The 17470-nt window shown below is 71.4% G+C and carries 15 protein-coding genes; 11 read left to right on the forward strand and 4 right to left on the reverse strand.

The annotated features are described in order from the left end of the window. Nucleotides 1–2 precede the first annotated feature (2 nt). From ABS772_RS12490 to ABS772_RS12505, 4 genes are all read right to left on the reverse strand, one after another. On the reverse strand, nucleotides 3–1370 hold the full coding sequence (locus tag ABS772_RS12490) for a BCD family MFS transporter (protein ID WP_350394931.1): 1368 nt from the start codon (nucleotides 1368–1370) through the stop codon (nucleotides 3–5). Continuing rightward, a complete protein-coding gene (gene chlG / locus ABS772_RS12495; protein WP_350394933.1) occupies nucleotides 1367–2254 on the reverse strand; it encodes a chlorophyll synthase ChlG in 888 nt (295 codons plus the stop codon). Before chlG ends, ABS772_RS12490 begins: the two co-directional genes overlap by 4 nt. 124 nt (nucleotides 2255–2378) lie before the next feature. Then, nucleotides 2379–3839 carry a transcriptional regulator PpsR gene (ppsR, locus tag ABS772_RS12500; RefSeq protein ID WP_350394936.1) on the reverse strand — a complete coding sequence of 487 codons (1461 nt, stop codon included), beginning with the start codon at nucleotides 3837–3839 and terminating at the stop codon, nucleotides 2379–2381. A gap of 29 nt (nucleotides 3840–3868) precedes the next feature. Then, complete coding sequence (locus tag ABS772_RS12505; protein WP_350394981.1) at nucleotides 3869–4756, reverse strand: cobalamin B12-binding domain-containing protein; 888 nt, start codon at nucleotides 4754–4756, stop codon at nucleotides 3869–3871. Between the two features lie 259 nt (nucleotides 4757–5015). Here ABS772_RS12505 and bchF point away from each other — a divergent pair, with 259 nt between their 5' ends. From bchF to ABS772_RS12560, 11 genes are read left to right on the forward strand one after another with little or no spacing between them, the layout of a single operon-like run. Further along, nucleotides 5016–5519, forward strand: a complete 504-nt coding sequence (bchF, locus tag ABS772_RS12510) for a 2-vinyl bacteriochlorophyllide hydratase (protein ID WP_350394939.1) — start codon at nucleotides 5016–5018, stop codon at nucleotides 5517–5519. Then, a complete protein-coding gene (locus tag ABS772_RS12515; protein ID WP_407942987.1) occupies nucleotides 5516–6799 on the forward strand; it encodes a ferredoxin:protochlorophyllide reductase (ATP-dependent) subunit N in 1284 nt (427 codons plus the stop codon). Before bchF ends, ABS772_RS12515 begins: the two co-directional genes overlap by 4 nt. Nucleotides 6800–6804: 5 nt before the next feature. Further along, nucleotides 6805–8397, forward strand: a complete 1593-nt coding sequence (gene bchB / locus ABS772_RS12520; protein ID WP_350394941.1) for a ferredoxin:protochlorophyllide reductase (ATP-dependent) subunit B — start codon at nucleotides 6805–6807, stop codon at nucleotides 8395–8397. After that, the gene (locus ABS772_RS12525) at nucleotides 8372–12100 is read left to right on the forward strand and encodes a magnesium chelatase subunit H (RefSeq protein WP_350394943.1); all 3729 of its coding nucleotides are present in this window, start codon (nucleotides 8372–8374) and stop codon (nucleotides 12098–12100) included. The genes bchB and ABS772_RS12525 overlap by 26 nt, the downstream gene beginning before the upstream one ends. Then, nucleotides 12097–12990, forward strand: coding sequence for a ferredoxin:protochlorophyllide reductase (ATP-dependent) iron-sulfur ATP-binding protein (gene bchL / locus ABS772_RS12530; RefSeq protein ID WP_350394944.1), 894 nt, complete (start codon nucleotides 12097–12099; stop codon nucleotides 12988–12990). Before ABS772_RS12525 ends, bchL begins: the two co-directional genes overlap by 4 nt. Then, a complete protein-coding gene (gene bchM, locus ABS772_RS12535; protein WP_350394946.1) occupies nucleotides 12990–13721 on the forward strand; it encodes a magnesium protoporphyrin IX methyltransferase in 732 nt (243 codons plus the stop codon). The genes bchL and bchM overlap by 1 nt, the downstream gene beginning before the upstream one ends. After that, on the forward strand, nucleotides 13718–15163 hold the full coding sequence (locus ABS772_RS12540) for a BCD family MFS transporter (RefSeq protein WP_350394948.1): 1446 nt from the start codon (nucleotides 13718–13720) through the stop codon (nucleotides 15161–15163). The genes bchM and ABS772_RS12540 overlap by 4 nt, the downstream gene beginning before the upstream one ends. 14 nt (nucleotides 15164–15177) lie before the next feature. Continuing rightward, on the forward strand, nucleotides 15178–15951 hold the full coding sequence (puhA, locus tag ABS772_RS12545) for a photosynthetic reaction center subunit H (protein WP_238253467.1): 774 nt from the start codon (nucleotides 15178–15180) through the stop codon (nucleotides 15949–15951). Between the two features lie 12 nt (nucleotides 15952–15963). Beyond that, nucleotides 15964–16635 carry a photosynthetic complex putative assembly protein PuhB gene (puhB, locus tag ABS772_RS12550; RefSeq protein WP_238253468.1) on the forward strand — a complete coding sequence of 224 codons (672 nt, stop codon included), beginning with the start codon at nucleotides 15964–15966 and terminating at the stop codon, nucleotides 16633–16635. A 15-nt stretch (nucleotides 16636–16650) separates the two neighbouring features. Then, nucleotides 16651–17121, forward strand: coding sequence for a photosynthetic complex assembly protein PuhC (puhC, locus tag ABS772_RS12555; protein ID WP_350394950.1), 471 nt, complete (start codon nucleotides 16651–16653; stop codon nucleotides 17119–17121). A gap of 17 nt (nucleotides 17122–17138) precedes the next feature. Beyond that, the gene (locus ABS772_RS12560) at nucleotides 17139–17435 is read left to right on the forward strand and encodes a hypothetical protein (RefSeq protein ID WP_041929137.1); all 297 of its coding nucleotides are present in this window, start codon (nucleotides 17139–17141) and stop codon (nucleotides 17433–17435) included. The last annotated feature ends 35 nt before the right edge of the window (nucleotides 17436–17470 follow it).

The following is a 17470-nucleotide window of genomic DNA, read 5'->3' on the forward strand; positions in this document are numbered from 1 at the left end:
CGCTACCTCGCCTCGAAGCCGGGATTGAGCTGAAAGGAGGCCGTCTCGGCGAGCGGGTTCTGCCGACGGGCGACGGTGACGTGCTCGACGCGGAGACTGATGAGGAGCGCGGCGAGGAACAGCACGCCCTCGGCCGCGAAGATCGCGGCGTAGGCGTAGACGGGCTCGGAGGCGACGAGGCGGGCGAGATCGACCGCCAGCGTGCCGAGGAATCCGCCCGCGCCGAAGGCGACGCCCTGGGCCGCGCCCCAGACGCCCATGCGGGTGCCGCGCTCGGCCTCGCCGCCGCGGCCGGCCAGCGCCATCATCGAGCCGATCGCCGCCACGGCGTAGACGCCGTTGCCGAAGCCGAGTCCCGCCACCGCCGCCCGCAAGGGGAAGTCCGGTCCGACCGGCCCGCCGGCGGCGATCGTCCCGAGCGCCAGCGCCGAGAGTCCGCATCCGACCGCGGTCCAGACCTTGAGCGAGCCCAGCACCGGCCCGCCGATGAACACGGTCACGCCCGCCACGAACAGCATGCCGGCGAGCACGCCGCCGTGCTGCAGGCCCGCGAGCTTGGTCGTCGCCCCCGGCGTCATCGCGAAGACGAGGCCGGCATAGGGTTCGAGGATCAGTTCCTGCGCGCTGTAGGCGAGCATCGAGACGAAGATGAACAGGGTGAAGCGCCGCGCGGCGGGCTCCGCCAGCACCTGCGCCAGCACGGCCCGGAACGGCGGCTTCGCCTCGCTCCGGCCGGCCAATGCCCCGGCGCGGCGCGGCTCGATGCCGGCGACCGCCAGCACGGCCACGACGAAGGCGATGAGCGAGACGCTGCCCGACACGGCAACGAGCCGGGCGCCGGAGAACGGATCGAGGAAATGCCCTGCGAGCGGTGCGGTGACCGCGAAGCCCGCGATCATCATCACCCAGACGATGGTCGCCGCCGCCCCGCGCCGCCCGGCGTCCACGCCGGTGGCGAGCAGGACGAGGAGCGAGGTGCCCGCTGCGCCCGCTCCCATCCCGACGAGCAGGAACGAGAGAACCGCCAGCGAAAGCCCGGCGGCGACGTGCGTCGCGGCGAGGGCGGTCGCCACCGCGGCGCCGAAACCGCCCAGGCAGAGCGCGGCCATGCCGCCGACGATCCACGGCGTGCGCCGCCCGCCGACATCCGAGCCGTAGCCCCAGCGGGGCCGCAGCACCTGCGTGGCGTAGTGCAGGGCGACGAGGGCGCCGGGCACGATCGCGGGCAGGGCCAGTTCCACCACCATGACCCGATTGATGGTCGAGGTCATGAGGACGACGACCGCCCCGAGGGCGGTCTGGACGAGACCGAGCCGGACGATCTGGAGCCAGGAAAACGAGCGAGAAAATGGGAGGGGCGCGCTGTTCATGGCGCCAGCCCTTGCACGAGCGGGCGCAGGGCGAAAGCCGAGGCCAGCATGCCGAGGACGTAGAGCGTCGTGCCGGTGCCGTTGTACCAGGCGGCGCGGGCCCGGGGTGCTTTCAGGAAGTGCGTCATCAGGGCGAGTTGCCCGGCGAGCAGGGCGCCGACCAGGGCGGCGTGCCAGGGACGCTCCCAATGATAAAGGAGTGCCACCACCGCCACCTGCGGCACGGCCATGACGAGGCAGGCGAAGCGCGCCGCGCGCTCGGAGCCGAGTTGCACCGGCAGTGAGCGCAGGCCCATGGCCCGGTCCCCCTCCACCGACTTGAAGTCGTTGAGGGTCATGATGCCGTGGGCGCCGACGGAGTAGAGCAGGGCGACGAGGAGCACCCGCCGGTCGGGCATCGAGGCCGCCATCACCGCCGCGCCGGTGAACCAGGGCAGCCCTTCGTAACAGAGGGCGACCGCGGAATTGCCCCACCACCCGTTGCGCTTCAGGCGGAGCGGGGGCGCCGAATAGATCCAGGCCAGGACGAGGCCGAACAGGGCCGCGCCGAGGATCCAGGGTCCGAGCATCGCGGCGACGACCAGCGACAGGACGGTCCAGCCGGCGGCGAGATAGAGCCCCCACCGGCCGGGGATGCGCCCCGACGGGATCGGACGGTTCGGCTCGTTGATGGCGTCGACGTGGCGGTCGAACCAGTCGTTGGCGGCTTGGCTCGTGGCGCAGACCAGCGGCCCGGCCAGCAGTACCCCCGCGGCGATGACCGGCCATTGCCCGGACGGGGCCTGACCGGAGGAGATCACCCCGCAGGCGAACGCCCACATCGGCGCAAACCATGTGATCGGCTTAAGGAGCTCGACGACGGCGCTCGGTGCGGGCGTAGCCATGCCCGGAAGCTACCGGCGGCAGACGATCGGTGTCAACTGAACTTTACACCTGACCTCGTCTAAAGTGTTTGCACAGTTCGTTCTCGGCTAAGATGCATTATAATGCAGAAAATTGGGGTGGCGATTACGAGGTCAACTCTGGGTCGTTGGTATCGAGATCGCCGACGCCGTATCGGCGCATCTTCGCGTAGAGGCCCTGCCGGCTGAGTCCCAGCATCTCCGCGGCCGAGGCGCGGTTGTCGCGGGTGATCCTCAAAGCCGCTTCGATGCACAGTTTTTCGATGAGATCGGTCGTCTCGCGCACGAGGGCCTTCATCGAGACGCGGCCCACCAGCTCCGTCATCTGCTCGACCGAGCGGGGCAGATCATGGCCGCCGCCGGCATGGACCGGGGCCGCCCGGCGGGGCGTCGCGCGCACGGTGAAGCCGAAGCAGGGCTGTTCGGCGTGGGAGGTGGCGACCGCAGCGATCTCCACCTCCTCCATCGAGCCGTATTGGCCGCGCATCACGGTCGGGAAATGGCGCACCGAGCCGTGATCGCGCAGCATCGCGAACAGCGCGAGCGCCTCGGTCTCCTCGCGACCGAGCCAACTGTCCAAGGTCCGGCCGCGCACCTGCTCCTCGGTGGCGTGCTGGGTGAGATCGAGGAAGGCGGTGTTGGCGGTGAGGATGCGCCGCGCGGCGTCGGTGACGACGAAGCCCTCCGGCATCCGCTGGATCACGTCGAGCGCGCCGCCGCTGAACTCGACGCGCTCCGGCGTCACCGGCGCCAGCGACGCGAGCCGCACCAGAACCGACGTCGTGCCCTCGCCGCGGAACAGGGAAGCGGACACGCGCACATCCCCCCGGCCGCCGGTCAGCGGCATGACGAGATCGGTCGCCTGCCCCGTCACGCGCAGGCCGGCGAACAGGGTCTCCAGTTCTCGCAGGCTCCCCGCATCGAACAGGTCGGCGGCATCCTGGCCGATCAGGCGCTTCTGCGAGCGGCCGAGCAGCCGCATCGCCGCCGGATTGACCTCGGTCACGCGCCGCGTGCCCGCATCGACCACCAGCACGGGCTCGCCCGAGAGCTGGAACAGGAGCTTGTAGCGGGTCTCGGCCGTGCGCAGGCGGTCGTAGTCCCGCTCCAGCGCCTGCTGGGTCTCCGCCAGACGGCGCTGAAGGGCGGCGATCGCCCGCAGATCCTGGCCGATGACGATGATCGGCCCGTCCTTGCGCGGCCTGAGCGTGGCGTAGCGAATCGGAAGGTCGGTGCCGGTGGGGGAGGGATGGTTGACCTGCCGCCAGCGGGTCATGGTGCCGGGCGCTGAGTCGCGCAGCAGCGCGTCGATCTTCGGCCGGCTCTCGACGGTCACGGTGTCGATCCAGGGCCTTCCGAGCCAGGATTCGATTCCCTGGCCCTCGAAATCGGCCCGGCCCGCCGCGGTGTCGCGGATGATGCCGCGATCATCGACGACGAGGGAGAGATCGGCCGTCGCAGCGATCAGCATTCCGGCCGCCTCGCCGTCGAGGAGACCGGCTGCCTGTTGCAGCGCCGGGGAAGGGCGCCGGGGAGAAGGACTCGCCAAGCTGCTCAAGGTCAACACTTCGTGAGGGGGGGCGGGAAGCGCCCTTATCAACAGGCTCGCGATCGCTTTTCAAGCAAGCTTTCCGCGATCAGCGGCGCGAGCCGCCCATCTTCCGCGGTGCCGTCCGCGCCCACGAGGCGCACATGGTTCGAATTCCTAGCGAAATAGGGGCCGCCGACCAGCACCTTGAGCCCCGGATTGCGCGAGGCCACGCGCAAGCCGCGGATCAGGTCCGGCAGGGCGGCCAGGAACACATCGCAGGACAGCGTCAGCCCGACGACATCGAACCATTCCGACCGGATCAGCTCTTCGGGCACGTGATTCGACCCGATGCCCGTCGTGGTCACGTCCCATCCCGCCTCGCGGAAGATGGAAGCCACGATCGACAGGGAGAAGACATGCGTCTCGCCGGGGCACGGCACCAGAAGGATGCTGCGCCCCGACGGATCGACGGCGTCATCCTCGAGCCTCGCGCAGAGCTCCCGAGCCGCCGCCTGGAGTCGTCCGAGGGCGACGGTCACGTCCACGAAGTCACACGAATCGTCCTCCCAGAGCTGCCCGAGATGCCGGGCCATCGGCGCGAGGAGCTCGACGAGCACGCCCTCGAGCGTCAGCCCCGCGTCGAGGAACTGCAGCAGATGGGCCGCGACGTCGGTGTCGTTGCGGGCGAGCAGCAGATCGCAGAGGCGCTGGACCTCCTCGGAGGTCGGCGGTCGGTTCGACGATGCTGTCCGCGGCTCGGCGCGGTGCCGGTGCGTCAGCATGAGCCGGGGCAGAATCTCCGCCTCGACGACGCTGGCGAGCTGACCGCGCATCCGCGCGCCGCCGGGCTGGTCCTCGAAGGGCGAGCCCGACAGCGGTTCCGCCAAGGCACCGCAATCCGGCGCAACGGCGGGCAGTTCGAGTCGCTCGCCGAAATGCCTCCACTCACCCATGGGTCTCTCCCCGAGGATGCGGCCCCCTGCGACAAGAAGCATTTTAATGCGTCCTGGCGCACCGAAAGCAACGGATGCGTGCAGGCTAACGATACGCTTCCGCTCGCGATTGGCAATCCCCAGCACGGATTGGGCCTCTTCGAAATGTAATTTGGAGCGAACGTCAACCTGGATTGACAGTTTCCGGCGGCCGGGCCTAGGCTCTGCCGCAATCGAGGTTCCGCGAAACGGGGCCGGGTATCGAGCGAGGGCGGACGCCATGCGGCAACGCCAGGGCCAGCATAAACCGCTCTACACGAGCGCCGAGCGTGAACGGCGCGACGCCTCGCCCTGGACCCTCGTGCAGGGGGTGCTGGCCCCGCTGCAGTTCCTCGTCTTCCTGGCGAGCCTCGGCCTGGTGCTGCGCACGCTCGCGACGGGGGAGGGGGCGGAGGCCGCCAACGCCTCCGTCGTCGCCAAGACCCTGGTCCTCTACGCGATCATGGTGACCGGCTCGATCTGGGAGAAGGCCGTGTTCGGCCGCTACCTGTTCGCGCCGGCCTTCTTCTGGGAGGACGTGTTCAGCATGCTCGTGCTGGCGCTGCACACGGCCTATCTCGCCGCCCTCGGTCTCGGCTGGCTCGACACGCACGGATTGCTCGTCCTCGCGCTCGCCGCCTACGCCGCCTACCTCATCAACGCCGGCCAGTTCCTCCTGAAACTCCGGGCGGCGCGGCTCGAAGCGCCGGCCTCCCTGACCTTCGCCGGGGAGGCGGGCCGGTGAACGCGCACGCGCCCCTTCCCGCCGCCGACCGTCCCGCCGCCGAGTGCGGCGCGGCGATCCGCGCCGAGCGCGGTCAGCGTGCGGTGTTCTGCGGCCTCACCGGCATCGTCTGGCTGCACCGCAAGATCCAGGACGCCTTCTTCCTCGTGGTCGGCTCGCGGACCTGCGCCCACCTGATCCAGTCGGCGGCGGGCGTGATGATCTTCGCGGAGCCGCGCTTCGCCACCGCCATCATCGACGAGCGCGATCTCGCCGGCCTCGCCGACATGAACGACGAGCTCGACCGAGTCGTGACCCGGCTGATCGAGCGCCGGCCCGACATCCGGCTGCTCTTCCTCGTCGGTTCCTGCCCCTCCGAGGTGATCAAGCTCGACCTGTCGCGGGCGGCCCTGCGGCTGTCGCAGCGGCTGGCGCCGGGCGTGCGGGTGCTCAACTATTCGGGGTCGGGCATCGAGACGACCTTCACCCAGGGCGAGGATGCCTGCCTCGCCTCCCTGGTGCCCGAGCTGCCCGAGGCGGCGGGGACGGACGCGCTCCTCGTCGTCGGCGCGCTGGCCGACGTGGTCGAGGACCAGTTCGCCCGGCTGTTCGCCGATCTCGGCATCGCCGCGCGGTTCCTGCCGGCGCGCCGGGCGGGTCAGATGCCGGCGGTCGGGCGCGGCACGCGCTTCCTGCTCGCCCAGCCCTTCCTCGCGGACACCGCCCGTGCCCTCGAGGAGCGCGGTGCCCGGCGCATCGCCGCCCCATTTCCGCTCGGCGCGGAGGGCACGACCGAGTGGCTGCGCGCGGCCGCCGACACCTTCGCCGTCGCTGCCGACCGCTTCGACGCGGTGACGGCGCCGGCCCTCCGGCGCGCGCGTCAGGCGCTGGCGGCCCATTCAGCGAAACTCGCGGGCAAGCGGGTGTTCTTCTTCCCCGATTCGCAGCTCGAAGTGCCGCTCGCCCGCTTCCTGTCGCGGGAGATGGGCGCCGAGCTGATCGAGGTCGGCACGCCCTACCTCCACCGCGGCCACCTCGCGGCCGAGATCGAGTGGCTGCCCGGCGGCACGCCGGTGGTCGAGGGCCAGAGCCTCGACGACCAGCTCGACCGCTGCCGGACGGCGCGCCCCGACCTGACGGTGTGCGGTCTCGGCCTCGCCAACCCGCTGGAGGCGGAGGGGCTGACCACGAAGTGGTCGATCGAGCTGCTGTTCACGCCGATCCAGGGCTACGAGCAGGCGGGCGACCTCGCCGAATTGTTCGCGCGTCCCCTCGACCGACGCGCCCGGCTGGAGGTGTAGCCGCGATGCAGCTCACCGTCTGGACCTACGAGGGACCGCCGCATATCGGCGCCATGCGGGTCGCCACCGCGATGGAGGGCCTGCACTACGTGCTGCACGCGCCCCAGGGCGACACCTATGCCGACCTGCTCTTCACGATGATCGAGCGGCGCGCCCAGCGCCCGCCGGTCACCTACACGACGTTCCAGGCCCAGGATCTCGGCCGCGACACCGCGGCGATCTTCAAGGACGCGGTCGCCGCCGCCTACGCGCGTTTCCGGCCGCAGGCGATGATCGTCGGCGCGTCCTGCACCGCGGAGCTGATCCAGGACGATCCGGGGGGGTTGGCCAAGGCCCTCGACCTGCCGATCCCGGTGATCCCGCTCGAGCTGCCCGCCTATCAGAAGAAGGAGAACTGGGGCGCCTCCGAGACCTTCTATCGTCTGGTGCGCGCGCTTTCCGGCTCTCCGACCGAGCGCTCGCCGCGCGAGGGGCGGCGCCCGTCCTGCAACATCCTGGGGCCGACGGCGCTCGGGTTCCGTCACCGCGACGACCTGATCGAGGTCCGAAAGATCCTCGAAGCGCTCGGGATCGCGGTGAACGTGGTCGCGCCGCTCGGGGCCAGCCCCGCCGACCTTGGGCGACTCGGCGCGGCCGACTTCAACGTGGTGCTCTATCCCGAGGTGGCGCGCGCCGCCGCGCAGTACCTCGAAAAGACCTTCCGCCAGCCCTTCACCGACGAGGTGCCGATCGGGGTCGGGGCGACGACGCGCTTCGTGGAAGCGGTGGCGGCGCTCGCGGGCGTCGATCCCGCGCCCGTTCTCGCCGACGCGCCGTCGCGCCTGCCCTGGTACAGCCGATCGGTCGACTCGACCTATCTCACGGGCAAGCGCGTCTTCGTCTTCGGCGACGCCACCCACGCCCTGGCCATCGCCCGCGTGGCGACGCACGAACTCGGCTTCCGGCTTGTCGGGCTCGGCACCTACACCCGCGAATTCGCCCGCGAGGTCCGTGCGGAGGCAGCCCTCCACGGCATCGAGGCGACGATCACCGACGACTACCTCGACGTCGAGGCGGCCATCCAGGCGGCGGCGCCCGAACTCGTGCTCGGCACGCAGATGGAGCGCCACGTCGCCAAGCGTCTCGGCATCCCCTGCGCGGTGATCTCGGCGCCGACCCACGTCCAGGACTTTCCCGCGCGCCACTCGCCGCAGATGGGCTTCGAGGGCGCCAACGTCCTGTTCGACACCCTGGTGCACCCCCTGATGATGGGGCTGGAGGAACATCTCCTCGGGATGTTCCGCGAAGATCCCGAATTTCACGATGGCGCCGCCCCGTCTCATCTCGGTCGCACGCCGAGCAGGATCGCGGACGCCGTGGAACGGGCGCCGAACCATCCTCCCCTCGCGTCGGCGCCCGTTCCATCCCTCCACGTCCAGGGCGCCGACGCGGTGCGAACCGCGCCGTGGGCGCCCGATGCCGAGAAGGAGCTGAGGAAGATCCCGTTCTTCGTGCGCGGGAAGGCCCGCGCCAACACCGAGCGCTTCGCCCGCGAGCGGCAGCTCCCGCTCATCACCCTCGAGACCCTTTACGATGCCAAGGCGCATTTCGGCCGATAGGCCCACCATCCGCGTCGTCATCGTCACGCTCGACAATCACTTGGCGAGCGCGGTGGAGCGGGCGCGCCTGCGTCTCGCCGCCGAGATGCCGGGCCTCACCTTGAGCTTCCACGCCGCCGCCGAGTGGGAGACCGACAGGGCGGCGCTTCACGCCTGCGAGGCGGAGATCGCCCGCGCCGACATCGTCGTCTCGGCGATGCTGTTCCTCGACGAGCATGTCCGGGCGATCCTGCCGGCGCTGCTCGCCCGCCGCGACGCCTGCGACGCGATGATCGGCTGTCTCTCCGCCGCCGAGATCGTGCGCACGACGCGGCTCAACCGCTTCGACATGAGCGGGGCGAAGCGCTCGGCCCTCGATTTCCTGAAGCGCCTGCGCGGCAAGCCGGGGGCCGAGGGCAACGCCGCCCGGCAGATGGCTCTGGTGCGCAAGCTGCCCAAAATCCTGCGCTTCATCCCCGGCTCGGCGCAGGACGTGCGGGCCTATTTCCTGACCCTGCAATACTGGCTCGCGGGCTCGGACGAGAACGTCGCGAGCCTCGTGCGCTTCCTCGTGCAGCGCTACGCCGCCGGCCCCCGCGCCGCGTGGCGGGAGATCGCCGCCGCACCCGCCCCGCAGCACTACCCCGAGACCGGACTCTACCATCCGCGCATGCCGGGCCGGGTCGGCGAGAGCCTCTCGGCGGTGCCGACCGTGCGGGGAGGCCGCGGCCGCGTCGGACTGCTGCTGATGCGCTCCTACGTGCTCGCCGGCAACACGGCGCATTACGACGGCGTCATCGCCGCCCTCGAAGCGCGGGGCCTCTCGGTGGTGCCCGCCTTCGCCGCCGGCCTCGACAACCGCCCGGCGGTGGACGCCTTCTTCACCGCGGACGGCCGGCCGGCAATCGACGCGCTGATCTCGCTGACCGGGTTCTCGCTGGTCGGCGGCCCGGCCTACAACGACGCGGCGGCGGCCGAGGCGACGCTGGCGCGGCTCGACGTGCCCTATCTCGCCGCCCACGCGCTCGAATTCCAGACGATCGAGCAGTGGGAGGCGGGCGCTCGCGGCCTCTCGCCGGTCGAGGCGACGATGATGGTCGCGATCCCCGAACTCGACGGCGCCACCGCGCCGACGGTGTTCGGCGGCCGCTCCTCGGCCTCCGGCCCCGGCAACGCCCGCGACATGCGCGTGCATCCCGAGCGCGCCGAGCGCCTCGCCGCCCGCATCGAGCGGCTCGTCGCCCTGCGGCGGCGGCCGAAGCAGGAGCGGCACCTCGCCGTCGTGCTGTTCAACTTCCCGCCGAATGCCGGCGCCACGGGCACCGCCGCCTTCCTCTCGGTCTTCGCCTCGCTGCTCAACACCCTGCGCGGCCTCGCGGCCGACGGCTACGCGGTCGATGTGCCCGAGAGCGTCGATGCGCTCCGCGAGGCGATCCTCGGCGGCAACGCGGCCCGGTACGGCACTCCGGCCAACGTCCACGCCCGCGTCTCGGCCGAGGATCACGTCCGCCGCGAGACCTACCTGCCCCAGATCGAGGCGCAGTGGGGCCCTGCGCCCGGCCGCCACCAGAGCAACGGCGCCGACATCCTCGTGCTCGGCGCGCGGTTCGGAAACGTCTTCGTCGGGGTGCAGCCCGCCTTCGGCTACGAGGGCGACCCGATGCGGCTGCTGTTCGAGGAGGGCTTCGCCCCGACCCACGCCTTCTGCGCCTTCTACCGCTGGCTGCGTGACGATTTCTCCGCCGACGCGGTGCTGCATTTCGGCACGCACGGCGCGCTGGAATTCATGCCCGGCAAGCAGACTGGTTTGTCGGGTTCGTGCTGGCCCGAGCGGCTGATCGGCGAGGTGCCGAACGTCTATCTCTACGCCGCCAACAACCCCTCCGAGGGCACGCTCGCCAAGCGCCGCTCCGCCGCGACCTTGGTGAGCTACCTCACGCCGAGCCTCGCGGCGGCCGGGCTCTACCGGGGCTTGAGCGACCTCAAAGCCTCGGTCGAGCGCTGGCGTGGCCTGGAGCCCGAGGCGGTGACCGAGCGGACGGCGCTCGCCGCGATCATCCAGGCGCAGGGCGCGGCCGTCGATCTGGTGCCGGCCGAACCCGCCTGGGAGGGTGATCCCGGCCCGCAGGTCGCCGCACTCGCCGCCGCGCTTTGCGAACTCGAACAGACCCTGATCCCGCACGGCCTCCACGTGGTCGGCGAGGGCATGGCCCGCGAGGAGCGCATCGATCTCCTGCTCGCCCTGGCGGACGCCTCGCACGGCCTGAAGCCGGCCCGCGCCGGGATCGAGCGGCTGGTCGAGGGCGCCGCCTTCGGCGAGGCGCTGGCCGCCGCGGGCCTGTCCGCCGACGAGACCCACCGGACCGCCTTCGCTGACCTTGCCCGGATCGACCGGGAGCTTGCCCGCGACAGCGAACTGCCCGCCCTGTTGCGGGCGCTCGACGGGCGCTTCGTCGCCCCCGTCGCGGGCGGCGACCTCCTGCGCAATCCCGGCATCCTGCCGACGGGGCGCAATTTGCACGGCTTCGACCCCTACCGCCTGCCTTCCGCCTTCGCCCTGGCCGACGGCGCCAAGCAGGTGGCGCGGGTGCTGGAGCGCCACATCGCCGAAGGGCGGGCGCTGCCGGAGAGCGTCGCCCTCGTCCTCTGGGGCACCGACAACCTGAAGAGCGAGGGCGGCCCCATCGCCCAGGCGCTGGCGCTGATCGGCGCGGCGCCCCGCTTCGACGGCTACGGCCGGCTCGCCGGGGCCGAACTGATCCCGCTCGAACGGCTCGGCCGTCCGCGCATCGATGCGGTGGTCACGCTCTCGGGGATCTTCCGCGATCTCCTGCCCCTGCAGACCAAGCTCCTGGCGGAGGCGAGCTTTCTCGCGGCCAGCGCCGAGGAGCCGATCGAGCGGAACTTCGTTCGCAAGCACGCGCTGGCAATCCAGGCCGAGCAGGGCTGCGACTTCGAGACAGCGGCCCTGCGCGTCTTCTCCAACGCCGAGGGCGCCTACGGCGCCAACGTCAACCATCTCGTCGAATCCGGCCGCTGGGACGACGAGGACGAACTCTGCGAGACCTTTTCGCGGAGGAAGAGCTTTGCCTACGGCCGGTCGGGCCGCCCGGCGCCGCAGCGCGACCTGATGAAGGCGGTGCTGTCGCGGGTCGATCTCGCCTACCAGAACCTCGACTCGGTCGAACTCGGCGTCACGAGCGTCGATCACTACTTCGACGGGCTCGGCGGCATGGGCCGGGCGGTGGCCCGCGCCAAGGGCGCGAGCGTGCCGATCTACATCAGCGACCAGACCCGCGGTGAGGGGCGCGTGCGCTCCCTCGACGAGCAGGTGGCGCTGGAGACCCGCACCCGCATGCTCAACCCGAAATGGTACGAGGGCCTGCTCGGCCACGGCTACGAGGGCGTGCGCCAGATCGAGGCGACGCTGACCAACACAGTCGGCTGGTCCGCCACCGCCGGCGCGGTGCAGCCCTGGATCTACGAGCGCATCACCGAGACCTTCGTCCTCGACGACGCGATGCGCGACCGGATGGCGTCGCTCAACCCGACGGCCTGCGCCAAGGTCGCGAGCCGCCTCATCGAAGCCCATCGCCGCGGTTTCTGGACCCCCGACCCGGCGATGCGCGACGCGCTCGACCGCGCCGAGGAGGAACTGGAGGACCGGCTCGAAGGCGTCACGCCCGGAGCCATGCCCGGCATCACCGCAGGAGTCGCGGCATGAACATCGCCATCCGAAATCCGGTCCCGATCCGCCGCGAGGAGGGCAGCCTCCAGGTCGCCCTCGACCCCGCCGACCGCATCGAGACGGCGAAGGTGTTCGCGGTCTACGGCAAGGGCGGCATCGGCAAGTCCACCACCTCGTCGAATCTCTCGGTCGCCTTCTCCAAGCTGGGAAAGCGCGTCCTCCAGATCGGCTGCGACCCGAAGCACGATTCGACCTTCACCCTGACCAAGCGCCTCGCGCCGACGGTGATCGACGCGCTCGAATCGGTGAACTTCCACTCCGAGGAGCTGCGGCCCGAGGACTTCGTGGTCGAGGGCTTCAACGGCGTGAAATGCGTCGAGGCCGGCGGCCCGCCCGCCGGCACCGGCTGCGGCGGCTACGTCGTCGGGCAGACGGTCAAGCTCCTCAAGGAGCACCACCTCCTTGAGGACACCGACGTCGTCGTGTTCGACGTCCTCGGCGACGTGGTCTGCGGCGGCTTCGCCTCGCCGCTCCAGCATGCCGACCGGGCGCTGATCGTCACCGCCAACGACTTCGACTCGATCTTCGCGATGAACCGGATCGTCGCGGCGATCCATTCCAAGTCGAAGAACTACGGCGTGCGGCTCGGGGGCGTCATCGCCAACCGCTCGGCCAAGACCGACGAGATCGACCGCTTCAACGCCGCGGTCGGCCTGCGCCGGCTGGCGCATTTCCCCGACCTCGACGTGGTGCGGCGCTCGCGCCTGAAGAAATCGACTCTGTTCGAGATGGACCCGTCGCCGGAGCTGAAGGCCGTCACCGACGAGTACATGCGGCTCGCCGAGACGCTCTGGGCCGGCGCCGACCCCTGCGAGGCCGCGCCGATGAAGGACCGCGACCTGTTCGAATTTCTCGGGTTCGACTGATGAGCACGCCCTACCTCACCCGCCGCTCGCAGCTCGAGGCCTATTTCGACCGCACCGCCGTCGAGGCGTGGTCGCGGCTGACCTCGGACGCGCCGGTCTCGAAGATCCGCGCCACGGTGCGGGCCGGCCGCGACGCGATGCGGGCGACCCTGCTCGGCTGGCTGCCGGAGGATCTCACCGGCCTGCGTCTGCTGGATGCCGGCTGCGGCACCGGCGCGCTCGCGGTCGAAGCGGCCCGGCGCGGCGCGGAGGTGACCGCGATCGACGTCTCGCCGACGCTGATCGGGCTCGCCCGCGAGCGCCTGCCCGCGATCCCCGGGACGGGCTCGATCGAGTTCCGGGTCGGCGACATGCTCGATCCCTGGCTCGGCCGTTTCGACCACGTGGTCGCGATGGATTCGCTGATCCACTACCAGGCCCCCGACATCGTGCGGGCGCTCGCCGAACTCTCGCTGCGCACCGACGGCAGCCTGCTGTTCACGGTCGCCCCGCGCACGGCGCTGCTGACGCTGATGCACGCGGCCGGCAAGCTGTTCCCGAAGGCCGACCGAGCGCCCGCCATCGTGCCGGTGACGGAGGGCGGCCTGCGGCGGCGCATCGCGCGGGAACCGGCGCTGGAGCGTTTCGCCGTCGGGCGGACGCGCCGGGTCAACAGCGCGTTCTACCTCTCGAACGCGATCGAGCTCCGAAAGAGCCCTCCCCCCGCAAACGGGGGAGGGCAATCCCGATGAAATCCGGCCTCGCCATCACCCAGGCGCTGCTGCGTCTCGGCCCGGCGATCCTTCCCTTCGCCGACGCGGCGACGAAGGAGCTGCCGCTCGGGCGGCTGATGCGGCTGTCGCTGTTCCAGGTGACCGTCGGCATGGCCGCCGTGCTGCTGATCGGCACGCTCAACCGCGTCATGATCGTGGAACTGGCGGTGCCGGCCTGGATCGTCGCGGTGATGCTGTCGCTGCCGCTCCTGTTCGCCCCCCTGCGGGCGCTGGTCGGCTTCCGCTCGGACACGCACCGCTCGGTGCTGGGCTGGCGGCGGGTGCCCTACATCTGGTTCGGCACGCTGCTGCAGTTCGGCGGCCTGGCGATCATGCCCTTCGCCCTGCTGATCCTGTCGGGCGACACCACCGGCCCGCTCTGGGTCGGCCATGTCGCGGCCGCGCTCGCCTTCCTCCTCGTCGGCGCCGGGCTCCACACCACGCAGACCGTGGGGCTGGCGCTCGCTACCGATCTCGCCCCCGCCCATGCCCGGCCGAAGGTGGTCGCGCTGCTCTGCGCCATGCTGCTCGCCGGCATGATGGGCAGCGCCCTGCTGTTCGGGCTGGCGCTCGCGAACTTCTCGGCGGTCCGGCTGATCCAGGTGATCCAGGGCGCGGCGCTGATCACCATCGTGCTCAACGGCGTCGCGCTGTGGAAGCAGGAGCCGCGCGATCCCGGCCGCACCGATAGGGCGAAGCCGCGGCCGAGCTTCGCCCAATCCTGGCGCGGTTACGCCGGGGAGGGCACCGCGCGGCGGCGGCTCGCGGCCATCGCGCTCGGCACCGCGGCCTTCTCGATGCAGGACATCCTGCTCGAACCCTATGGCGGCCAGATCCTCGGCCTGACCGTGGCGCAGACCACCGCGCTCACCGCGATGCTGGCCGCCGGGGGCGGGCTCGGCCTGATCGCGGCGGCGCGCTGGCTCAATCGCGGCGGCGATCCCTACCGGGTCGCGGCCGCGGGCTCGGTGATCGGCATCGCCGCCTTCTCGGCGGTGATCTTCGCCGCGCCGCTCGCCTCGACCCGCCTGTTCGCCGCGGGCGTCACCCTGATCGGCATCGGCGGCGGCCTCTTCGCCCACGGCACGCTCACCGCCTCCATGGCCAAGGCCGGGCCGGAGGATACCGGCCTCGCACTGGGCGCCTGGGGCGCGGCGCAGGCTACCGCCGCCGGCACCGCCATCGCCGCGAGCGGCATCCTGCGCGATCTCGGCGCGGCCGTCGCCCAATCGGGCGTGCTCGGCGAGGGGATGAACGAGCCGGCGATCGGCTACCTCATCGTCTACCACGTCGAGATCGCCCTGCTCTTCGCGACGCTGGTCGCCATCGGCCCGCTCGTGCGCGCGTCCGTCCCCGAAGCCGACCGCCCGGACGAGGGGCCAGCCGGCCGGTTCGATCCCCTCGTCAACCGCCCCACCTGATCGGGAGGCCTGCCATGCCCAGAGGCGAGATCACCGGTTACATCGACGTCGCGCAGGTCACGCTCTACGCGTTCTGGCTCTTCTTCGCGGGGCTGGTCTTCTACCTGCGCCGCGAGGACCGGCGCGAGGGCTATCCGCTGGAGAACGAGGCCGCCGGCCGGCTCAAGAGTCCGGATCCGATCCTGATCCCGACGCCGAAGGCCTTCCACCTGTCGAGCGGCCACACGATGTACGCGCCGCAGACCAACGTCGCCTACGACGCCGACGTGCCCAGCGCGCGGCGCGAAGCCTTTCCCGGCGCTCCCTATTTCCGCACCGACACGTCCTTCCGGGCCGGCGTCGGTCCCGGCTCCTGGGTGCCGCGCCACGACGAGCACGACCGGACCTGGGACGGGCAGTACCGCATCGTCCCCCTGCGCGTCGCCGAAGCCTTCGTGGTCCACGAGGACGGACCGAACCCGATCGGCATGCCGGTCTTCGGCGCCGACCGGCAGGTCGCCGGCACCGTCGTCGACCTGTGGGTCGATCGCGGGGAATCGTTCGTGCGCTACTACGAGGTCGAGCTCGGCGCGGGCGGGCGCCGGGTGCTGATGCCGGTGACCTTCTGCACCACCGGCCGCTTCTCCCGCACCGTGAAGACCGAGGCGCTTCTGGCCGCGCAGTTCGCCGACATTCCCGGAATCAAGGATCCCGACTCCGTCACCCTCCTCGAGGAGGAGCGGATCATGGCCTATTTCGGCGCCGGCACGCTCTACGCCTCGCCGGCCCGCCAAGAACCCATTCTCTAGAGGGCCGATCCCATGAGCGAGTCGGATTTCCTGCCCGAAGGGACGCTGCGGGGGCTGCCCGGCCCGCTGCCGCCGGGCGAGCGCATCCTCTGGCGCGGCGCCCCGACCTTGTCCGGCGTGCTGCTGCGCGTCTTCCACGCCCGGCTCGTCATGCTCTGGTTCGCCGGCACCGCCGCGGTGCTGGCCGTCGGCGCGGCCGCGGGCGGAGGTCCGGTCCGGGCGCTCGCCGTCGCCGGTCCGACCCTGCTGATCGGTCTCGGCGCGCTGGGGCTGCTCACCCTCCTCGCCTGGCTCGTCCATCGCACCACGGTCTACACGCTCACCGACCATCGGATGGTGCTGCATGTCGGCATCGCCCTGCCGATCACCCTCAACCTGCCGCTCACCCGGATCGAGGCGGCGGACCTGCGGCTTTTCTCCGACGGCAGCGGCGACATCCCCCTGCGGCTGCCGCCGAGCGAGCGGGTCGCCTACCTGCATCTCTGGCCGCATGCCCGTCCCTGGCGCGTGAGCCGGCCGGAGCCGATGCTGCGCTCGGTGCCGGAGGCTCAGGAGGTCGCGGCCCTGCTCGCGCCGGCGCTCGCCGCGCGGGCCGACGGCCCCACGCGCATCGGGGAGCCCGTCGCCGTGCGCGATCGGGCAAGCACCGCCCCAGGCCGTCTCACGACGGCCGGAGCCCGATAGCGGGAGTTGAGAGCGATGCCCGTGGAGCTGAACTTCCGCCGTTCCCCGCAGAAGCCGCCGTCGCAGCGGCCGGCCCTGCTGGCGGTCGCCGCCCTGCTGACGGTGGTGCTGCTCGCGGTCGCCCTCGGTCGCGGCCAGGAGGCTGAGCCGGAGAGAAATCCGGCCCACCCGATCCAGACGCTGGCCTTCCACGCGGAGGATCAGCCGGACGGCGCCATCGACCTGCGCGCGGCCGGCGACGGGAGATTGGTCGCGCGGATCGAGCCGGGGCAGGACGGCTTCATCCGCGGCACCCTGCGCGGGCTCGCCCAGGCGCGGCAGCGGGAGGGCCTGAGCCGCGAGCCCCCGTTCACCCTCACGCGATTCGACAACGGCACGTTGTCGTTGGAGGATGAGGCGACCGGGCGGCAGGTGCCGCTGCTGGCCTTCGGCCCTTCGAACGCGAGGGCCTTCGCCCGCCTGCTGCCCGGGACGGAGCTGCGGTGATGGCAGAGGGGGCAGACATGGCCTGGATCGGCAAGACGGTCGTCGAGGTGCCCTGCACCGTCGAGATCGAGCAGACCCCGGAGAGCCTGCACGCGCACGTGACGCTCGATGCCGGGTTCGAGATCGAGCCCGGCGACGAGGTCCAGGTCCACGACGCGCCGACCGAGGTTCCCTACGGCGAGCGCCTGACCGTGCGCCGCACCGCCACCGTCACCCGCGCCGGCCGGCTGGAGCGGGCCTGGACCAAGCTGATCGCCCATCTCGAGCTGACCGAGCTCTACGAGGTGAGCTTTTCCGAGCGGAGGAAGCTGTGAACGCCAACGTCCAGCCCCAACATCCCTCGGCGCCC

It is taken from the genome of Methylorubrum podarium, assembly GCF_040270385.1.
Taxonomy (GTDB): Bacteria; Pseudomonadota; Alphaproteobacteria; order Rhizobiales; family Beijerinckiaceae; genus Methylobacterium; species Methylobacterium podarium.

Coding starts and splice junctions, on each gene's coding strand:
- puhB (WP_238253468.1), top strand. CDS start 15,964: ATGAGCGAGTCGGATTTCCTGCCCGAAGGGACGCTGCGGGGGCTGCCC.
- ABS772_RS12490 (WP_350394931.1), bottom strand. CDS start 1,370: ATGAACAGCGCGCCCCTCCCATTTTCTCGCTCGTTTTCCTGGCTCCAG.
- ABS772_RS12560 (WP_041929137.1), top strand. CDS start 17,139: ATGGCCTGGATCGGCAAGACGGTCGTCGAGGTGCCCTGCACCGTCGAG.
- bchB (WP_350394941.1), top strand. CDS start 6,805: ATGCAGCTCACCGTCTGGACCTACGAGGGACCGCCGCATATCGGCGCC.
- bchF (WP_350394939.1), top strand. CDS start 5,016: ATGCGGCAACGCCAGGGCCAGCATAAACCGCTCTACACGAGCGCCGAG.
- ABS772_RS12540 (WP_350394948.1), top strand. CDS start 13,718: ATGAAATCCGGCCTCGCCATCACCCAGGCGCTGCTGCGTCTCGGCCCG.
- puhA (WP_238253467.1), top strand. CDS start 15,178: ATGCCCAGAGGCGAGATCACCGGTTACATCGACGTCGCGCAGGTCACG.
- bchM (WP_350394946.1), top strand. CDS start 12,990: ATGAGCACGCCCTACCTCACCCGCCGCTCGCAGCTCGAGGCCTATTTC.
- puhC (WP_350394950.1), top strand. CDS start 16,651: ATGCCCGTGGAGCTGAACTTCCGCCGTTCCCCGCAGAAGCCGCCGTCG.
- bchL (WP_350394944.1), top strand. CDS start 12,097: ATGAACATCGCCATCCGAAATCCGGTCCCGATCCGCCGCGAGGAGGGC.
- ABS772_RS12525 (WP_350394943.1), top strand. CDS start 8,372: ATGCCAAGGCGCATTTCGGCCGATAGGCCCACCATCCGCGTCGTCATC.
- ABS772_RS12505 (WP_350394981.1), bottom strand. CDS start 4,756: ATGGGTGAGTGGAGGCATTTCGGCGAGCGACTCGAACTGCCCGCCGTT.
- chlG (WP_350394933.1), bottom strand. CDS start 2,254: ATGGCTACGCCCGCACCGAGCGCCGTCGTCGAGCTCCTTAAGCCGATC.